We start from the raw sequence: 18,575 nt of genomic DNA on the forward strand, positions 1-18,575 counted from the left end.
AGATCTCAGTTCGGTCTGTGTCCACCGCTCGGTTCGCAGGGTCGACGTGACCCGCCGATCCGCGATCCGGCACATCTCTCAGGATCGCAGCCCGCCGAGCCGGCGATGCGGCCGCCGATCCCGTCGATGGCGCGGCCGCCGTGCAGTTCGAGGTCGAGCAGCGCCATCAGCACCTGCCGCTCATCGATCTCCGGGTCGGCCGGCGCCCGGGTGACCAGGGGCCCCGCCGGGGTGCACGGGACGGCCGATGTGCCGACCGACCGGCCCGGCCGGTGGACAAGATCACCGCGCCGAGCGCGCCACCGGCCGGATCGGTCAGACTTGGCCATGTGACCGCTCCACGAGAGACGTTCTCCGTGACGTTCGTCTGTACCGGCAACATCTGCCGCTCGCCGATGGCCGAGAAGGTCTTCGTCGCCGAGCTCGCCAGGGCGGGCCTGTCCGACCAGGTCAGCGTGACCAGCGCGGGCACCGGCGGATGGCACGTCGGCAACCCGGCCGACGAGCGGGCGGCCGCGGTGCTGCGCGCACACGGGTACCCCGACACGCACGTCGCACGGCAGGTCGACGCCGAGGTGCTCTCGGCGGATCTGATCATCGCGCTGGACAGCGAGCACCGCCGGGCGCTGCAGCGGTCGGTGCCCGAACCGGACCGCGTCCGGCTGCTCCGCTCGTTCGACCCGGCCGCACCGGCGGGCGCCGAGGTCCCGGACCCCTACTACGGCGGACCGGACGGGTTCGACGAGGTGCTGGCGATGGTGAAGGCGGCGATGCCCGGGCTCCTGGACTGGGTCCGGGCCCGGCTGTGAGCCCCGGCGCGGCCGCGGCCCGGCTGCTCGGCGTGCCCGTGCGCCGGACCGCCCCGCTGGGCGGCGCCAGCCGGGTCGACCTCGACGACGGCCGCAGGGTCGTCGTCAAGCCGGGGCACGGCGCGGGTGCCGTCGCCGCCGAGGCGGCCGGGTTGCGCTGGCTGGCGGTCCCCGGCGGGCCGCCGGTCCCCGAGGTTCTCGCGGCCGACGACGCGTGGCTGGTGACCGGGTTCGTGACCGCCGGCGGGGCGCCGCCGGGTGCCGCGGCCGAGCTGGGCCGCCGGCTCGCCGCGTTGCATGCGGCCGGAGCCCCCGCGTTCGGGGCCCCGCCCCCGGACGGGCCGGTGGACGCCTGGATCGGCCGGGCGCCCATGCGCAACGTCGCGGGCCCGGGCTGGCCCGAGTGGTACGCCGCCGACCGGGTGCTGCCCTACCTGCGCGCGGCCCGTGACGCGGGCACGCTCACCGCCGCGGAGACCGCGGAGATCGAGACCGTGTGCGACCGGCTGCCCGCCCTGGCCGGGCCCGGCGAGCCGCCCGCGCGGCTGCACGGTGACCTGTGGTCGGGCAACGTGCTGTGGGCGACGGACGGCGCATGGCTGATCGACCCGGCGGCCCACGGCGGTCACCGGGAGACCGACCTCGCGATGCTCGCGGTGTTCGGTTGTCCCGGCCTCGACGAGCTCCGCTCCGCGTACACGGAGGCCACCCCACTCGCCGACGGCTGGCGCGAGCGGGTCCCGCTGCACCAGCTGTTCCCGCTGCTGGTGCACGTGGTGCTGTTCGGCCGCGGCTACGCCGGACAGGCCGTCGCCGCCGCCCGCGCCGCGCTCCGGGCGGGTTGACACAGGGCTCTCAGCCGGCTCAGCGCCAGTCGTCGATCAGGTAGACGCCGGCACGGTCGTAGCCCTCCACGTTGGGCCGGTGCATCGTCACCCCGGGCACGTCGGTGCGGAACCCGGAGGCGACGAGGTGGCGGTAGGCCTCGTGCCGGGCGGTGTTGACGCCGAGCGCGAGGTGCTGGGCACCGGTCCCGGCGGCGTAGGCCTGGCACGCGTCGAGCAGCCCGGAGAAGTGCGCGCCCGCATCCCGACCGGGCCGGACCGCGGCGAACTTGACGTAGCAGAACCCGGACCCCGCTTCGGAGCCCGCGCCCGCGTGGCAGACGGCGAGCGCGTGCGGCGCGACGGGATCGTCGCCGAGCAGCAGGACGTCACCGAGCTTCTGGTCGATCACGGCGTCGATCTCACCGCGAACGTCGAGGCCGGGCAGGATCGCGCCGGTGAGCTCGCCGCACGCGGCCACCACGGCGGCCCGGTCGGGCATCTCGGTGAGCCGGGTCCAGGCGGTGCGGGCAGCCGGGACGCCGGTCACCTCGCGGGACATGATGGCGGTGAGGAACCGCGGCCAGAACCCGAACTTCTGGTACAGCCAGTGGTGCCTGGGGCTGTGCGCGAACGTGAACAGTCCCTGGTGGGTGACCCCCCACTCCGCGAACACGCCCAGCGTGGCGTCGACGAGCCGGGCGCCCACCCCGCGGTCCCACAGCCGCGGGGTCACCGACAGCGGGCCGAAGTACGCGACGCTGCCCCAGCGGGTCACCAGGTTGGAGCCGATGAGCTCACCGTCGGCGTAGGCACCGAGCGCGACGACGTGGTCGGCCCGGAAACGGGTCCGCACGAGGTCGGTGTCGCCGAACATGTCCGTACCGAGGAAGGTGCCGAACGCGTCGCGGAAGATCAGGTCGGCGGTGTCCAGATCGCTCTCGGCGAGGGGGCGCACCTCGATGTCCATCCGGGAAGGATGCCCGCTGGTCCATCGTGTACGGACGCCGGGTCGGTGGCGAACAACCGCATCGGATCGCCCGGCGGACACGGATCGGCGGCCCTGCACGAGCGTGCGGTCATCGAGCTCAGCGCCCCGGGCCGCGCAACCCGAAGATCAATGCCGGGTCACCGGGGGTGAAGGTACCCAGCCGCTGGGAGGCGTCGCCGATCTGCCGGTTGCGTTCGAGCAGGCCGCGGCCGAGCGCGAGCTGCCGGCGCTCCCACGCGGCCAGCGCGGACTCGACGTCACCGTGGTGCGCGGTGAGCTGGGCGGCCAGCTCCCACCCGTCCGCCGCCGCCTTGGCCGTCCCGGCGGCGGCGTGCGGACGGACCGCGAAGGCCGCGTCGCCGATCAGGCACACCCGCCCGTGCACCATCCGAGGCACCTCGATGTCGAACACGGCCTGCACGAACGGCTCGGCCACCCCGGTGACCGCCTCGGCGATGACCGGCGCGAGCGCGGCGGTCGCGTCGTCGCGCAGCCGGGACGCGAACTCCGGCCGAGCCGCCCCCGGCGGCAACGAGACCTGCCGGAACCGGCCCTCCCGGTCGGTCATCAGCTCCTCGAAGTCCGCGCCGGTCGCGACGTTGCGGTACCAGACGAAGTTCATCAGCCGCTTTCCCGGCTCCAACGACCCGTCCGGGCCCGGGATCGGGTAGACGAGGACGTGGCTGTCGGTGAGCACCTGGTAGGTGATCGCGTCGGACAGCGCGGCGAAGGTGGGCCCGGTCAGCGCCGATTCCGGCAGCGTCCCCCGCCAGGCGACGTAGCCGGAGTAGCACGGCGCGACCTCGGGCAGGAGCGCCGAGCGGGCTGCGGAGTTGATCCCGTCGGCACACACCAGCAGGTCGGCGTGCAGCCGGTCCCCGGAGCGCAGTTGCAGTTCGACCCCGTCACCGTGCCCGGCGAAGCCGGTCACCTCGTGGTCCAGCCGGTAGCGCTCTCGCGGCAACTGGTCGAGCAGCGCGCGATAGATCGTGTTCCAGGACGAGAACCGGTAGGCGTGCGCGCGCTCGTGCACGATCCCGCCCCGGGAGTCGAGGAAGCGGATGAACCCCGTGGAGCTGCACAGCGTGTCCGGCGGGATCTCGGTCTTCTCGGCGAACCAGCGCACCGTCTCGTCCAGTACGCAGATGCCCGCCCCCCGGGCCTCCAACGTGGACGGTGAGCGCTCGTGCACCGTCACGTCGCAGCCGGCGGCGGCGAGCACCAGCGCCGCGGTGAGGCCGCCCAGCGATCCGCCGACGACGGCGACGGTGGGAGCCTGCAACGGCACGCTCAGGGCCGGCCGAACGTCGCGATCCGGTCGACGGTGAGCTCGAAGAGCACCCGTCGCTCGTTGATCGACGGGTCGCGCAGGCCGTAGGGCGGCTCGTTGCCGGTGTACTTGGTCCAGATCCGGTCGAGCTGCGCGGTCACCCGCGGGCCCTCCTCCGGGTCGTCCTCGGACACCTCGCGCCGCACCGTGCACTTGATCGACACCCAGTGGTAGGCGTTCGCGGGGTTCATCAGCGCGAACGTCAGCTGCGGGTTCTGCCGCAGCCACTCCACCTTCTTGCGGTGCGTGGCCAGGTTGAGCAGCACCAGGTCGCCCTCGTAGTCGAACCACACCGGCGTGAGGTTGGAGCGCCCGTCCTTGCCCGTCACCGAGACGATCGCGGTGACCGGATCGTCGAGCAGACGCTTGTAGGTCGGATCGAGATCGGACAACGACGAGATCGACCCGTGGTCGCCCACGGTGAACTGCCCGGGCTGCAGACCGTCGGCCACGTCCAGGAAACGAGCAACGCTGATCGTCATGGCGGCTAGCGTAGACAACATGTCGGCTGGGTCACACACTTTCACCTCCGTCGCCGCCGGGCTGGCCGACGGCCTGCACGGTGCCGGAGTGCGGCGGCTGTTCGGGATGCCCGGCGGCGGGCCGAACCTGGAGATGATCGGCGCCGCCGCCGAGCGCGGCATCGGCTTCACCCTCGCCCACGGCGAGACCGCCGCATGCGTGATGGCCGGGGCCTTCGGGCTGCTCACCGGCACCCCGGGCACCGCGCTCGTGACCCGCGGGCCCGGGCTGACGAGCGCGGTGAACGGGCTCGCCCAGGCCTTCCTGGACCGCTCGCCGCTGCTGCTCCTCAGCGACTGCGTGCCGGCCGTCCAACGCGATCGGATCGCCCACCAGCGTCTCGACCAGCTCGCCGTCGCCGCGCCGGTGACGCGGTGGAACGGGACCCTCGGCCACCGCGACCCGGCCGCCACCGTGGCCGCCGCAGCCGCGCTGGCCGCCGGGCCACCGGCCGGGGCGGTGCACCTCGACTACGACGCGAGCGTCCCCGGCGACCTGCCGCCGGCCGTCGTCCCGCCCGCGGCACCCGACGCCGCCGCGCTCGAGCGGGCGATCGCCGTGGCCGGTGGACGGCGGCGTCCGGTGGTGGTGCTCGGTGTCGACGCGGTGGCGCACGCGCCGGCGCTGCGGGAGGTCCTCACCGGCGGCGGCGTCCCGGTCCTGACCACCTACCAGGCGGCCGGCGTGGTCGACTCCGGTTCCCCGGAGTCGGCGGGGCTGTTCACCAACGCCGCGCTGGAGCGCCCGCTGCTCGACCGGGCCGACCTGATCGTCGGGGTCGGTCTCGACCCGGTCGAGCCGTTGCCGGCACCGTGGTCCTACGACGCCCCGACCCTGCTGCTCACCCCCGCCGAGGTCGACCCGGCGTACTTCGGCTCCCCCACCGTGGTCGACGGCCCGCCCGCCCCGGCGCTCGCGGCCGTGCTCGGCGCCTGCATCCCCGACTGGCCGGCCGGGGCCGGGCAGCGGCACCGGCGGGCCCGGCTCGCCGACCTCGCCGCGGACGCCCGCGACGGCGCGGGCCTGCACCCGATCGACCTGGTCCGCGCGGTGCACGAGATCGCCGGGCACGCGCAACTGACCGTCGACGCGGGTGCGCACATGCTCGCCGCGATGCCGTTCTGGCCGGCCACCCGCCCGCACGGGATCCTGATCTCCAACGGGCTCGCGACGATGGGTTACGCGCTGCCCGCCGCGATCGGCGCCGCGCTGGCCAGGCGCGGGGAGCGGGTCGTCTGCCTCGTCGGCGACGGCGGGCTCGGGATGAGCCTCGCCGAGCTGGAGACCCTGGCCCGGATCGCCCTGCCGGTCACCGTCGTCGTGTTCGACGACGCGGCGCTGAGCCTCATCGAACTCAAGCAACGGGCCGGGCAGGGCGGAGCGGACGCGGTGCGCTTCGATCCGGTCGACTTCGCGGGGGTCGCCGCCGCGATGGGAGTGCCGAGCGCGGTCGCCGACGACGTCGCCGGGGTCCGGGCCGCTCTCTCGGCGCCGTCGGCGGCCGGCCCGGGCCCGTTCCTGCTCGACGCCCGCATCGGCCCCGCCGGCTACCGCCACATCATCGACGTCTCGCGTGGCTAGGGCCGTTCGACCAGGACCCGAGGACCTTCAATCGCCTACCCGACCGGACTGAAGATCCGCAACACCGAGCCGGGCCTGCTCGGTGCGGGCGAGTTCGCCAGCTGTGACCGGCGACGTTCAGGACCGCTCGCGCAGCTCCGCGAGCGAGCCCGTCATCGCGTCGGCCAGCACGTCCACGTCGGGCATCGCGTCGCGGTCGGCGTTGAGCCCGTAACAGACCCGCCCGTCGTAGGACGTGATCCCGATCCCGACGGCCTGGCCCTTGGCCAGCGGCACCACCGGGAACAGGTCCTGCATCCGGGCGCCCATCGCGTACAGCGGCCGCGGCGGGCCCGGGACGTTCGTCACGAGCACGTTGAACAGCCGGCTGGAGTACTGGCTGGTGAGCCGTGCGCCCATGCGCTGCACGGTCGGCGGGGTCAGCCCGGCCAGGCCGACGAGCGCCGCCGGCGCGGCCGCCCGCCCCTCGCGCTTCTGGGCGTCCATGACCGCGGCGATCCGCCGCAACCGCTGCACGGGGTCCGGCTCGCCGACGGGCAGATCGACGAAGTAGGCCGAGATCTGGTTACCGGCGGCCCCGTCGGCGCCGCCGCGCCGGGCCCGGACGCTGACCGGGACCATGGCCCGCACCGGGGTGTGCTCGTACAGCGGCTCCCCGCGGGTGATGAGCCAGTACCGCAGGGCACCGGTGACGACGGCGAGCACCACGTCGTTGACCGTGCCGCCGTGCGCCTTGCGGACGGCCCGGTGGTCGGCGAGCGCCGTGCGCGCCATGCCGTAGCGGCGCTGCTCGCCGATGGCCCGGTTCAGCGGCTCCACCGGGCGCCCCTGGGCGGCGCTGCGGGTGGCCTCGACGATCCCGCTCACGGCGCGTCCGACGGTGGCCACCACCTCCCGCACGTCCGCCCCGGCCCGGGCCACGGCGTCGAGGGCACCCCGCGGCCGGCGCAGGTTCTCCAGCACGGCCGAGGCGGCGAGCTCGAGCCCGGACGGTTCGGGCTGCGGGCGCCACTCGTCCGCCGGCGTCTCCCGCGGCCGCGGAGTCTGGTCCAGCAGAATCGAACCGATGTCCATCGACGCCACACCGTCGACCATCGCGTGGTGCGTCTTGGTGATCACGGTGAGCCGGCCGCCGGCCAGCCCCTCGACGAGGTAGATCTCCCAGAGCGGCCGGCTGCGGTCGAGCTGACGGCTGAACAGCCGGCCGACGAGCTCACGCAGCGCGGCATCGGTACCGGGTGCGGGCAGCGCGGAGCGGCGGACGTGAAAGCTGAGGTCGAAGTCCTGGTCGTCCACCCAGACCGGCAGCCCCAGCCGCCCGGGCACCTCGCGCAGCTTCTGCCGGTAGCGCGGCACCAGCGCCAGCCGGTGACCGATCAGCCGGATGAACGCGTCGACGTCGAACTCCTCGCCCTCGGGAGGCGTGAACGTCATCACCCCACCCACGTGCATCGCCGTCGTTCGCTGCTCCATGTGGAGGAACGACGCGTCCAGGGGGGACAGGCGGTCCGGCACGTGGGGTCCTCCCGGCTGGGGTCCGTGAGCGGAGACCCACGCTATAGCGCGCATCGCCGCTCACGGAGGACTACCACCCCCGCAGTGGGAACCCGGAGCTGCCCTGTTCGCCGAGCTTGACCCCGAGCACCTGGTGCAGCTGGATGTTGTCGCGCTCGAAACCGAGCCGGCTGGCCGCCATGTACAGCCGCCAGACCCGCGCCTGGCCGGGGCCCACCTCGGCCACCGCCGCCTCCCAGTGCTCCTCCAGGTTGGCGCCCCAGCAGGCGAGCGTGCGGGCGTAGTGCTCCCGCAGGTTCTCCTCGTGCCGGACCTCGAAGCCGGCGTCGTTCATCACCGAGACGAGGTGCCCGAGGGGTTCCAGCTGGCCGTCCGGGAAGACGTAGCGGGAGATGAACGGGTCGAGGCGGCGGGTGAGCGGGGTCCGCGGCTGGGTGATGCAGTGGTTGAGCAGTCGGCCCTCCGGGCGGAGCTTGCCGTACAGGAAGCCGAAGTACCTCGGCAGCTGCGCCTTGCCGATGTGCTCGGTGAGCCCGATCGAGCTGACGGCGTCGAAACCGTCCTCGGTGACGTCGCGGTAGTCCAGGTGCCGGACCTCGGCGAGATCGCCCAGCCCGCGCCGGGCGATCTCGGCCTGGGCCCACTGCGCCTGGTTGCGCGAGAGCGTCACGCCCAGGGCGCGCACGCCGTGCTCGGCGGCGGCGTGCATGACCATGCCACCCCAGCCGCACCCGACATCCAGCAGCCGCATCCCCGGCTTCAGGGCGAGCTTCGCGGCGACGAGCTCGTGCTTGGCGGCCTGCGCCTGCTCCAGCGTCGCGTCCGCCGTCGGGAAGCACGCGCAGGTGTAGGTCATCGACGGGCCGAGCACCCATTCGTAGAACCGGTTGGACACGTCGTAGTGGTGCGCGATCGCCCGGCGGTCCCGGGCCCTGGAGTGCAGCCGGCCCGGCGGCCGGTACTCCAGGTCGGGCGGCGGGACGCGGTGGCGCAGCCAGACCGGCAGCAACTGCCGTGCCAGCCGCAGCTGCCGCCCGCGCGGGATCGAGTGCAGCGTGACGTCGGCGAGCGCGGACAGCGCCGTGTGCAGGTCACCATCGACCTCGATCTCCCCGGCGACGTAGGCGCGGGCCAGCCCGAGCGAGCCCGGCGCCGATGCCAGCCGCGCCAGCGCCCGCGGTGAGGAGATCCGCAGCGCGACCTCGGCCCCGTCCGGGCCGGCCTTGCTGCCGTCGTAAGCGATCAACCGGACCGGCGCGTCCGCGCCGATCACGCCCGAGAGGATGCCTGCGACAGGTACCCCGCTCATCGTTCCCCCGTTCCCACAACCTTCGCGAAGAGGCCGGGAAGCCGGCCCTCCGGGTCGTACCGGTCCTTGACCGCCCGATAGGCCGGGCCGTTGTAGCGCTCCCAGAACTCAGCCTCGTCGTAGTGCACCGTCGAGTACAGGGACTTGTGCCCGCCCAGGTCGGCGACGAGCGTCTCGATCAGGCGGTTGTGCGCGTCGGCGGGATGCCCGGGCCGGCGCGGCACCGCGGACCAGAACCCGACGTTGACGTAGAGCTCGCCGGGCTTCATCGGGTAGAGCGGCCAACTCCGCTCGCCGCGCAGCCGCACCGGGCACAACCAGACCGGGGAGATCCCGACGTCGCGGTGGAACACCTCGAGGAACTCCGCCAGGCGCGACACCGGGATCTCGACGTCCTGGATCACCGGTTCCTCGGACGGGGCCCCGGCGAGCCGGCGGACCCGGTCGCTCGCGCCGAAGCGACGGTCCAGCGCCACCAGACGGCGGTAGACGTCCGAGCGGCGGTAGCGCCGCGGCCACAGGCGCCGGACCACCGGGTTCTGCACCCCGAAAGCGCGCGAGCACCAGAACCAGTCGGTGTCCCAGCGCCAGAGGTAGTCCCGGACGCGCAGGTGGTCGACGGGGCGCCGGCGCACCGACCGGTAGAAGATGTCCTGCCCGGTGTAGTCGGAGACCCGGGCGCCGGGCATGGGGACGTCCACGAACTCCCCGACGGTCAGGTACTGCTCGCCGCGGCCGAACACGGTGCCGTCCAGGACGTCGGGCGAGCCCCGCCTTCCGGGCCCGAGAGCGGACAGCCGCTCGATCTCGGCGGACGCGGCGGCGGCCGAGTCCTCGCCGGTGAACCGGCGGTGGGTCAGCCGGACGTAGGGCGCCACCGGCTGGAGTTCGATGACCAGGCGCAACGCGTACCCGAGGGTGCCGTAGGAGTTCGGGAACGCGGCGAACAGATCCGCGTGGGCGTTGCCGGGGGTGGCGGTGACGAGCTCGCCGGACCCGGTGAGGACGTCCATCTCGAGCACGGACTCGTGCGGCAGGCCGTGCCGGAACGACGTCGACTCGATCCCGAGCCCGGCCACCGCCCCGCCGAGGGTGATGGTCTTGAGTTGCGGCACGACCAGTGGCATCAGCCCGTGCGCGAGTGTCGCATCGACCAGGTCCTCATAGGTCGTCATGCCCTGCACCTCGGCGGTGCGGGCGATTCGGTCGATATGGATCACCCCCGACAGCCCGCTGGTGTCCAGGCGTCGGGTGTCGGACCCATCGGTACCGAAACGGAACAAATTGGAGGTTCGCTTGCCGAGCCGGACGGGCGCGCCGGGCGGGAGCTCACGGAAACGTCGCACCAGGTCAGTGGCTGTGTCCGAGTGCTGGGCGGGCGACACGAGCGCGGCCTGGGTGCTCATCTGATCGACGCTAACCCTCGACGGCCGACCTGCCCAGAGTCCAACGAGCAGTTGCTACAGGCCTGTGATCTGATCTCGGCCGTGTCCCCAGTAGATTCCCCGAATCCACGGCAGAACGTCACGTTCCCGAGCAACGGCAGCACCGCCCACGGTTACCTCGCCCTCCCCGAATCGGGCCGCGGGCCGGGCGTGGTCGTCATCCAGGAGTGGTGGGGCCTCACCGATCACATCGCCGACGTGGCCAACCGCCTCGCCGCGGAGGGCTTCGTCGCGCTGGCACCCGACCTCTACGGCGGCGCCACCACCCACGACTCCGACGAGGCCGGCGAGCTGATGGGCAAGCTGCCGGTGGGCGACGCGGCCACCGACCTGGGCGGCGCGGTCGACTTCCTGCTCGCCCACGAGGCGGTGACCTCGTCGAAGGTCGGCGCGGTCGGCTTCTGCATGGGCGGCGGGTTCGTCCTCGTGCTCGCCGCGCAGCAGGGCGACAAGATCGGTGCCGCGGTGCCGTTCTACGGCGTCCTCAAGGAGGACTACCCGAGCTTCGCGAGCCTCACCGCACCGCTGCTCGGCCACTTCGGCGAGACCGACCAGATGGCCGACCCCGACGCGGTGCGCGCCCTGGCCGAGCGGATCGAGCGGGAGTCGGGCGTCACGCCGCAGTTCCACATCTACCCGGCCGGGCACGCGTTCTTCAACGACGAGAACCACATGGGCACCTACGACCCGGAGCAGGCCCGGCTGGCCTGGGACCGCACGCTGGAGTTCCTGCGCGCCCACCTGGGCTGACGCCCGGTGAGCGGGGACTGCCGCCCTGGCGGCCGTCCCCGCTCACGACCGTTTCACGAGCCCGGCGACGATCTTGGGCAGCGCGCCGGCACCGGTGGCCGGGTGGTACTCCTCGGCGGTCCGGGTCAGCGCCGCGTGCTCGGCGTCGGTGAGCGTGATGTCCGCGGCGGCCGCGTTGCTCTCCATCTGCGCCACGCTCGACGCGCCGGGGATCGCCAGCACGTTCGGGAAGTGGATCACCCAGGCCAGCGCGACCTGGGCCGGGGTGGCGTCGTGCGTCTGCGCGACGTCGCGCAGGGCGTCGAGCAGCGGCCGCGCCGCCTGCAGGTTCTCCGGCAGGAACAGCGCGTTCGCCGAGCGCACGCCGCCCGACGGCCGGTTCGTCTCGTCGTAGCGTCCGGACAGCAGGCCCTGCGCGAGCGGGCTGTACGCGATGATCACGTGGCCGGTGCGCTGCGCCCACGGCAACATCTCCCGCAGCGGCGCGCGCGAGACCAGGCTGAACTGCACCTGGTTGGACAGCACCCGGGAGCCGTAGGCGACCTCGCTGCGCTGCCAGCGCTGCAGCGGGTAGTTGCTCACGCCCACCTCGTCGACGATCCCGACGTCGTGCAGCGCGCGCATGCCCCGCATGGTCGTGCTGTCCGGGACCAGTGGGTTGGGCTGGTGGACCTGGTAGAGGTCGATCGTCCGGACACCGAGGCGCTGCGCGCTGGCCACACCGCGCTGCTCCACGACGCCCGCCGTCGGCAGCACCGGGAAGACCTTGCTCGCGACGACGACGTCGTCGGTGCCGCCCGACTCGCGCAGCGCCTGGCCGAGGATCCGCTCACTGCGGCCGAAGCCGTAGATCTCCGCGGTGTCGAACACGGTGACGCCGAGCTCGCGGGCCCGCGCGACGATCCGGCCGGCCTCGCGGTCGGCGTAGTCCCCGCCGTAGCCCCACTCCCGGGAGCCGAACTGCCAGGTGCCCAGGCCGATGGCCGAGTAGCGCTTCGTGGTTCCGATGTTCTCGAGGTAGCGCATCGGCTCAGTGAACACCGTGATCCGGGGGGTGGTCGCGACGAAGCGCCGGATACATCCGGATCACCCCTGGCGTGACCGGCGTCATGCGGGGCAGGGTGGGGAGGCCCCTCAGGAGGAGACGTCATGACCGTGACCGAGCCGGCAACGACGCCGGACACCACGCTCACCCACCCGCTCGAACCGCTGTCCGCCGCCGAGATCAGCGCCGCGGCCGACCTGCTCCGCGCGGCCGGACACATCGGGCCGGCCTCCCGGTTCGTCTCACTCGTGCTGCGCGAACCGGCCAAGGACGCCGTGCTCGCCCACGACGCGGACGGCAGCCCCGTCGACCGCCAGGCGTTCGCGGTCGTGCTCGACAAGTCCGACGGCCGGACCTACGAGGCCGTCGTGTCGCTCACCGACCGTGGCGTCGTGAGCTGGGAGCACGTGCCGGGCGTGCAGCCGCAGGTGATGCTCGAGGAGTTCTTCGAGTGCGAGGAGATCGTCAAGGCCGCGCCGGAGGTGCAGCAGGCGCTGCGCGACCGCGGCGTCACCTCGTTCGACGGTGTGATGGTCGACCCCTGGTCGGCCGGGCACTACGGCGACGAGCACTCCGGCCGGCTGCTGCGCGCGCTGGTCTGGATCAAGATCGGCGGACCGGACGACAACGGTTACGCCCACCCGGTCGAGAACCTGGTCGTCTACGTCGACATGAACGCCAAGCGGGTGGTCGACCTGCAGGACCACGGCGTCGTCCCGATACCGCAGCAGCCGGGGCCGTACACGCCCGACGCGCACCCACCGCGCACCGACCTCAAGCCCATCGAGATCACCCAACCCGAGGGCACGTCCTTCCAGGTGGACGGGCACGAGGTGCGCTGGCAGAAGTGGCGGTTCCGGATCGGCTTCACCCCGCGCGAAGGGGTCGTGCTGCACACGGTGCGCTACTCCGACGGCGACCGGGAGCGCTCGATCCTGCACCGGGCCTCGCTCTCGGAGATGGTCGTGCCGTACGGCGACCCGGCCCCGACGCACCGCCGCAAGAACGCCTTCGACGCCGGCGAGTACAACATCGGCACCCTGGCCAACCCGCTGGAGCTGGGCTGCGACTGCCTGGGCGAGATCCGCTACTTCGACGGTGTGATCGTCGACGGTGACGGCAACCCGCTGACCATCCCGAACGCGGTGTGCCTGCACGAGGAGGACTACGGCCTGCTCTGGAAGCACACCGACTTCCGCACCGAGAAGACCGAGGTGCGCCGCTCGCGGCGGCTGGTGATCTCCTTCGTCGCCACGGTGGGCAACTACGAGTACGGCTTCTTCTGGTACCTCTACCAGGACGGGAACATCGAGTTCGAGGTCAAGCTGACCGGGATCCTGTCCACCGGCGCGGTGGCACCGGGCACCACGCCGACGCACGGCCAGTTGCTCAACGCCGACGGGCTCTACGCGCCGATTCACCAGCACGTGTTCAACATGCGGCTCGACTTCGACGTCGACGGCGTGGCCAACTCCGTCTACGAGATCAACACCGAGACCGACCCGCCCGGCCCGGACAACCCGATCGGCAACGGCTTCCGGACGGTGGCCACCCTGCTGGGCACCGAGCAGGCGGCGCAGCGGAGGGTCAGCCTCGATTCGGCGCGGTACTGGAAGATCGTCAACCCGCACGTGCCGAACGCCGTCGGCGAGCCCGTCGGGTACGTGCTCAAACCGCACGGCACGGTCGTGCCGTTCGTGCAGCCCGACGCGAGCGTGATGAAGCGGGCGGGATTCATGGCCCAGCACCTGTGGGTCACCCCGCACTCCCCCGCCGAGATGCACGCCGCGGGCGACTACCCGAACCAGCACCAGGGCGGCGAGGGACTGCCACGGTGGACGGCGGCGGACCGGAACGTCTCCGACACCGACGTCGTCGTCTGGTACACCTTCGGCACCCACCACCAGGCGCGGCTCGAGGACTGGCCGGTCATGCCGGTGCAGTACGTCGGCTTCTCGCTGCAACCCTCGGGGTTCTTCGACCGCAGCCCGGCGCTCGACGTGCCACGGCCGGCGAACGGGCACTGCGGGAGCTGATCGACGGCCGCACGGCGGCGGGTGGGGACCGGATGTCCGGATCCGCCCGGCCTGCCGTCGGGCGGCGCGTACGGCGGACGGCCCGGGATCAGCCCGCGTGGTCGTCGAGGAAACGGTCCAGGTACGTCCAGGTCGTCCGGCGGGCCCGGCGCCCGGTGAGCACGCCGAGGTGCCCGCCGGGCGCCGTCTCGAACCGGACCTCCGGCGATCCGCTGAGCAGCCCGGCAACCCGCTGCACCGCGGCGAGCGGGGCGATCACGTCGTTGCGCCCGGCGACGACGAGCACCGGCACCGCGACCGCGGACAGCGGGATGCTGCGCCCGGCCAGCGCGAGCTTGCCGTCGGCGAGGTCGTTGTTGCGCAGCAGCAGGTGGTAGATCTGACCGAAGACCCGTCCCGGGTAGCCGTGCATGTTGTTCATCAGGTGGTCGACGGCCTCGATCTGGGCCAGACAGTCCCGGTCGTCGAGCCGCGAGAGCAGGGTCAGCGGCTTGGTGATCAGCTTGTCGACGGAGGTGAGCTGGAACGCCCAGCTCACCATGGGCGCCGGGAAGCTGCCGACGAGCTGGTAGACCGCCGAGAGACCCCGGCCTCCGGTCACCGCCGCGAGCGGGCGCAGCGGCGCGACCAGCGGGACCGCCGCGATGTCCACGGGGCTGCCGATCGCCGTGACCGTGCGCACCGGGAGCGGTTCCCCCGCCTCGACGGCCGCGGCCACGGTGAGCAGGGCGAAGATGCCGCCGAGCGACCAGGCGACGAGGTGCACCCCGGCGGCGGCGTCCGCGGCGACCCGCCGGACCGCGTCGGGCACCACGTCGTCGACCCAGTGCTCCATGCCGAGGCGGCGATCGGCGAAGGAGATCGGGCGGTAGTCGATCAGGTAGACGGTACGTCCGGCCTGCAGCAGGTGCTCCACCAGCGAGCAGTCCCGGCGCAGGTCGTAGGCGAAGTCGGGAGCGCCCAGCGGGGGCACCAGCAGGACCGGCGCCCCGTCCCGGGCGGGAGCCTCGGGCAACGCGTCGTAGCGGTACAGCGTCGCGTGCGGGCCTGCCTCGATCACCGTTCGGGGCATGCGGGTCAGGTCCGCGACGCCACGGCGGATCACCTTGTCCCGCAAGTTCACCGCGGCCGCCGTCAGCCTCATGGCCGGAGGGTATCCGGCCTGCCCGGGCCATTACCGGCACGGCCGAGCCGTTCCGAGGTTACCGACGAGTATGTGACACTGCGCTCATGCAGCGTGACATCTTCGACGCCGAACACGACGCCTTCCGCGACCTCGTCCGCTCCTTCCTCGCCAAGGAGGTCGTCCCCTTCCACGAGCAGTGGGAGTCCGACGGTCAGGTCAGCCGCGAGGTCTGGAAGGCCGCCGGTGCCGCGGGCCTGCTGGGCACCGACGTCCCCGAGGAGTTCGGCGGCGGCGGGGTCGACGACTTCCGCTACAACGCCGTGCTCACCGAGGAGATCGCGGCGGCCGGGACGAGCGGTCTCGGCTTCCCCTTGCAGAACGACGTCGTCGCGCCCTACCTGCTGCGGCTGGCCACCGACGAGCAGAAGCGCCGCTGGCTGCCCGGGTTCTGCTCCGGGGAGATCATCACTGCGATCGCGATGACCGAGCCGGGCACCGGCAGCGACCTGCAGGGCATCCAGACCTCCGCGGTCCAGGACTCCTCCGGCGACTGGATCCTCAACGGCTCCAAGACGTTCATCACCAACGGCATCATGGCCGACCTGGTGATCGTCGTGGCGCGCACCGACGCGGCCGCGGGCAGCCACGGCTTCAGCCTGCTGGTGGTCGAGCGCGGGATGCCCGGCTTCGAGCGCGGCCGCCGGCTCAACAAGGTGGGCATGAAGGCCCAGGACACCGCGGAGCTGTCGTTCACCGACGTCCGGGTGCCGGCCGCGAACGTGCTCGGCGAGGTCGGGCAGGGCTTCATCTACCTGATGCAGAACCTCGCCCAGGAGCGGCTGTCGATCGCGGTCGGCAGCGTGGCCGGCGCCGAGGCCGCGCTGCGCCACACGGTGCAGTACGCCAAGGACCGCAAGGCCTTCGGCCGGCCGATCGGGAACTTCCAGAACACCCGGTTCGAGCTCGCCGAGATGGACACCGAGATCACCATCGCCCGGGTGTTCGTCGACCGCTGCATCCGCGAGCACGTCGAGGGCGAACTCGCCATCGCCGACGCCGCCAAGGCCAAGTGGTGGGCCTCGGACCTGCTCAAGCGCGTCGTCGACCGCTGCGTGCAGCTGCACGGCGGGTACGGCTACATGCTCGAGTACCCGATCGCCAAGGCCTTCGTCGACTCCCGGGTGCAGGCGATCTTCGGCGGCACCAACGAGATCATGAAGGAGATCATCGGGCGGACCCTGCTGGGCTGACCCCGGCGCGGCGGGGGTATACCCCTGTCATGGCCTTTCGGTTGACGCCCCACGAACGCGGCTTCTACCCGTTGTTCACCCGGGCGGGCGAGAACATTGCGACGGCCGCCGACCTGCTCACCAAGCTGGTCGCGGCCGAGCCCGACGCCCGCCCCGACCTGGCCCGGCAGGTCAAGGAGGCGGAGCACGCCGGGGACGAGCTGACCCACGAGATCATGGTCAAGCTCAACTCCTCGTTCATCACGCCGTTCGACCGGGAGGACATCTACCGGCTCGCGTCGTCGCTGGACGACGTCGTCGACGACATCGAGGAGGCCGCCGACCGGATCGTGCTCTACCGGCTCGGCGCCCTCCCGGCCGCCATGAACGTGCTGGTCGAGGTGCTGCAGCGGGCCGCGGCCGCCACCGCGGAGGCGATGCCGAAGCTCGAGACGATGTCGCAGCTGCGTGAGTACTGGGTGCACGTCAACTCCCTCGAGGACGAGGGCGACGGCGTGTACCGGGTGCTGCTGTCGGAACTGCTCTGCCCACCCGAGGGCGCCGCGGCCGACGTGCTCGCCATCATCAAGACCAAGGAGGTCGTCGACATCCTGGAGGCCGCCCTGGACGCGTGCGAGACGGTGGCGAACACCGTCGAGAGCATCGCGATCAAGGAGGCCTGAGTGGAACTGGCCGCGGTCATCGTGGTGATCGTGGTGGCCCTGGTGTTCGACTACACCAACGGCTTCCACGACGCCGCGAACGCGATCGCCACGTCGGTCTCCACCCGGGCGCTGGCGCCGCGGACCGCGCTGATCATGGCCGCGGTGATGAACCTGATCGGCGCCTTCCTCGGCACCGAGGTGGCCAGCACCGTCGGTAAGGGGATCATCGAGGCGCCGCAGGGCCTGTCCGGGCTGGTGGTGGTGTTGTCCGCGCTGGTCGGCGCGATCATCTGGAACCTCCTGACCTGGTGGTTCGGGCTGCCCTCGTCGTCGTCGCACGCGTTGATCGGCGGTCTCGTCGGGGCCGCGCTCGCCTCGGCGGGCACCGTGCAGTGGTCGGGCGTGCTGGAGAAGGTCGTCATCCCGATGGTGGTCTCGCCGATCGTCGGTTTCGTGCTGGCCGCGCTGGTGATGATCGCGCTGTTGTGGATCTTCAAGGACGCCCGGCCCTCGAGGGTCAGCCGCGGGTTCCGGGTCGCGCAGACGCTCTCGGCCGCGGCCATGGCCCTCGGGCACGGTCTGCAGGACGCGCAGAAGACGATGGGCGTCATCGTGCTGGCGCTGGTCGTCGGCGGTTTCCACCAGGGCTTCGAGATCCCCTGGTGGGTGGTGCTGCTCGCGGCCGGAGCACTGTCGGCGGGCACCTACGCCGGTGGGTGGCGGATCATGCGCACGCTCGGCCGGCGGATCATCGACCTCGACCCGCCGCGCGGCTTCGCGGCCGAGGCCACCGCGTCGGCCGTGCTCTACACGACCGCGTTCGCCTTCGCCGCGCCGATCTCCACCACCCAGACGATCACCTCGGCCATCCTCGGCGTCGGCGCGACCAAGCGGCTGTCCGCGGTGCGCTGGGGCGTCGCCGGCAACATCCTCGTCGCCTGGGTGCTGACGATCCCGATGGCCGCGCTCTCGGCCGCGCTCGCGTTCTGGGCGCTGCACCCACTGATCGACTGAGCGCCCGCACGGATCAACCCAGCCCGGTGCACGCCTGATCGACGGCTTCGAGCGCGGCCACCGTCCGGGTCGCGTCGAGCCGGACCCTGTCCTGCGCCGGGTTCCCACCCGGCGGCAACCGATCACCGCCCTGGACGTCGAGGTCGTCGATGGCGGCGACGACCTCGGCCATCGCGGCGGCCAGCATGGCGTTCCGCGCCTGCGGCCCCGCGTAGGCGCCGCGGGGCGCCAGCAGGACCAGCGCCACCCCGGCCGGCAGCACCGGCCCGGCGCTGATCGTGGCCGCCGTCCGGCGCACGGTCTCCGCGGTGCCGGCGTGCCGGCGGCAGGCCGCCGCGTCGGGGTCGACGGGGGCCGACGCAGCGGACGGCGCGGGGGCCGGCG

The 18,575-nt window shown here is 72.6% G+C and carries 18 protein-coding genes; 8 read left to right on the forward strand and 10 right to left on the reverse strand.

Annotation, left to right across the window (positions count from 1 at the left end):
* Nucleotides 1-5 precede the first annotated feature (5 nt).
* A complete protein-coding gene (locus HF519_RS08860) occupies nt 6-173 on the reverse strand; it encodes a hypothetical protein (RefSeq protein WP_169412019.1) in 168 nt (55 codons plus the stop codon).
* A 222-nt stretch (nt 174-395) separates the two neighbouring features.
* On the opposite strand from HF519_RS08860, the gene HF519_RS30350 reads away from it, so the two are divergent.
* On the forward strand, nt 396-809 hold the full coding sequence (locus tag HF519_RS30350; RefSeq protein ID WP_211169756.1) for a low molecular weight protein-tyrosine-phosphatase: 414 nt from the start codon (nt 396-398) through the stop codon (nt 807-809).
* Nucleotides 806-1,654, forward strand: a complete 849-nt coding sequence (locus HF519_RS08865; RefSeq protein WP_438826386.1) for a fructosamine kinase family protein — start codon at nt 806-808, stop codon at nt 1,652-1,654. The genes HF519_RS30350 and HF519_RS08865 overlap by 4 nt, the downstream gene beginning before the upstream one ends.
* A gap of 19 nt (nt 1,655-1,673) precedes the next feature.
* Here the strand turns inward: HF519_RS08865 and HF519_RS08870 are convergent, their stop codons facing one another.
* The 3 genes from HF519_RS08870 to HF519_RS08880 form a co-directional block, all read right to left on the reverse strand.
* Nucleotides 1,674-2,603 (reverse strand): GNAT family N-acetyltransferase, encoded by a 930-nt coding sequence (locus HF519_RS08870; RefSeq protein WP_169412023.1) that lies wholly within the window; start codon nt 2,601-2,603, stop codon nt 1,674-1,676.
* Nucleotides 2,604-2,721: 118 nt separating this feature from the next.
* Nucleotides 2,722-3,906: an FAD binding domain-containing protein gene (locus HF519_RS08875; protein ID WP_169412025.1), complete on the reverse strand. Its 1,185-nt coding sequence runs from the start codon at nt 3,904-3,906 to the stop codon at nt 2,722-2,724.
* Nucleotides 3,907-3,914: 8 nt separating this feature from the next.
* Nucleotides 3,915-4,436, reverse strand: a complete 522-nt coding sequence (locus tag HF519_RS08880) for a pyridoxamine 5'-phosphate oxidase family protein (RefSeq protein WP_169412027.1) — start codon at nt 4,434-4,436, stop codon at nt 3,915-3,917.
* A 19-nt stretch (nt 4,437-4,455) separates the two neighbouring features.
* Between HF519_RS08880 and HF519_RS08885 the strand changes: the two genes are divergently transcribed.
* A complete protein-coding gene (locus HF519_RS08885) occupies nt 4,456-6,057 on the forward strand; it encodes a thiamine pyrophosphate-binding protein (RefSeq protein ID WP_169412029.1) in 1,602 nt (533 codons plus the stop codon).
* 117 nt (nt 6,058-6,174) lie between these two features.
* On the opposite strand, the gene HF519_RS08890 is transcribed toward HF519_RS08885, so the two are convergent.
* The 3 genes from HF519_RS08890 to HF519_RS08900 form a co-directional block, all read right to left on the reverse strand.
* Nucleotides 6,175-7,572 (reverse strand): WS/DGAT/MGAT family O-acyltransferase, encoded by a 1,398-nt coding sequence (locus tag HF519_RS08890; RefSeq protein WP_169412031.1) that lies wholly within the window; start codon nt 7,570-7,572, stop codon nt 6,175-6,177.
* Nucleotides 7,573-7,642: 70 nt separating this feature from the next.
* On the reverse strand, nt 7,643-8,881 hold the full coding sequence (locus HF519_RS08895) for an SAM-dependent methyltransferase (protein ID WP_169412033.1): 1,239 nt from the start codon (nt 8,879-8,881) through the stop codon (nt 7,643-7,645).
* Nucleotides 8,878-10,287 (reverse strand): FAD-binding oxidoreductase, encoded by a 1,410-nt coding sequence (locus tag HF519_RS08900; protein ID WP_169412035.1) that lies wholly within the window; start codon nt 10,285-10,287, stop codon nt 8,878-8,880. The genes HF519_RS08895 and HF519_RS08900 overlap by 4 nt, the downstream gene beginning before the upstream one ends.
* Nucleotides 10,288-10,368: 81 nt before the next feature.
* On the opposite strand from HF519_RS08900, the gene HF519_RS08905 reads away from it, so the two are divergent.
* Complete coding sequence (locus tag HF519_RS08905; RefSeq protein ID WP_169412037.1) at nt 10,369-11,076, forward strand: dienelactone hydrolase family protein; 708 nt, start codon at nt 10,369-10,371, stop codon at nt 11,074-11,076.
* 42 nt (nt 11,077-11,118) lie between these two features.
* Here HF519_RS08905 and HF519_RS08910 read toward each other — a convergent pair whose 3' ends face one another.
* Nucleotides 11,119-12,102, reverse strand: coding sequence for an aldo/keto reductase (locus HF519_RS08910; RefSeq protein WP_169412039.1), 984 nt, complete (start codon nt 12,100-12,102; stop codon nt 11,119-11,121).
* A gap of 123 nt (nt 12,103-12,225) precedes the next feature.
* Between HF519_RS08910 and HF519_RS08915 the strand changes: the two genes are divergently transcribed.
* A complete protein-coding gene (locus HF519_RS08915; protein WP_169412041.1) occupies nt 12,226-14,157 on the forward strand; it encodes a primary-amine oxidase in 1,932 nt (643 codons plus the stop codon).
* 88 nt (nt 14,158-14,245) lie between these two features.
* Here HF519_RS08915 and HF519_RS08920 read toward each other — a convergent pair whose 3' ends face one another.
* Nucleotides 14,246-15,301: an alpha/beta hydrolase gene (locus tag HF519_RS08920; protein ID WP_169412043.1), complete on the reverse strand. Its 1,056-nt coding sequence runs from the start codon at nt 15,299-15,301 to the stop codon at nt 14,246-14,248.
* 86 nt (nt 15,302-15,387) lie between these two features.
* Here HF519_RS08920 and HF519_RS08925 point away from each other — a divergent pair, with 86 nt between their 5' ends.
* From HF519_RS08925 to HF519_RS08935, 3 genes are read left to right on the forward strand one after another with little or no spacing between them, the layout of a single operon-like run.
* The gene (locus HF519_RS08925; protein ID WP_169412045.1) at nt 15,388-16,533 is read left to right on the forward strand and encodes an acyl-CoA dehydrogenase family protein; all 1,146 of its coding nucleotides are present in this window, start codon (nt 15,388-15,390) and stop codon (nt 16,531-16,533) included.
* 29 nt (nt 16,534-16,562) lie between these two features.
* A complete protein-coding gene (locus tag HF519_RS08930; RefSeq protein ID WP_169412047.1) occupies nt 16,563-17,195 on the forward strand; it encodes a DUF47 domain-containing protein in 633 nt (210 codons plus the stop codon).
* Nucleotides 17,196-18,191: an inorganic phosphate transporter gene (locus tag HF519_RS08935; RefSeq protein WP_169412050.1), complete on the forward strand. Its 996-nt coding sequence runs from the start codon at nt 17,196-17,198 to the stop codon at nt 18,189-18,191.
* Nucleotides 18,192-18,204: 13 nt separating this feature from the next.
* Here HF519_RS08935 and HF519_RS08940 read toward each other — a convergent pair.
* Nucleotides 18,205-18,575, reverse strand: a 371-nt coding sequence (locus HF519_RS08940) for a hypothetical protein (protein WP_211169749.1), incomplete at its 5' end; no start/stop codon positions are given.

This window comes from Pseudonocardia bannensis, assembly GCF_012911875.1.
GTDB lineage: Bacteria > Actinomycetota > Actinomycetes > Mycobacteriales > Pseudonocardiaceae > Pseudonocardia > Pseudonocardia bannensis.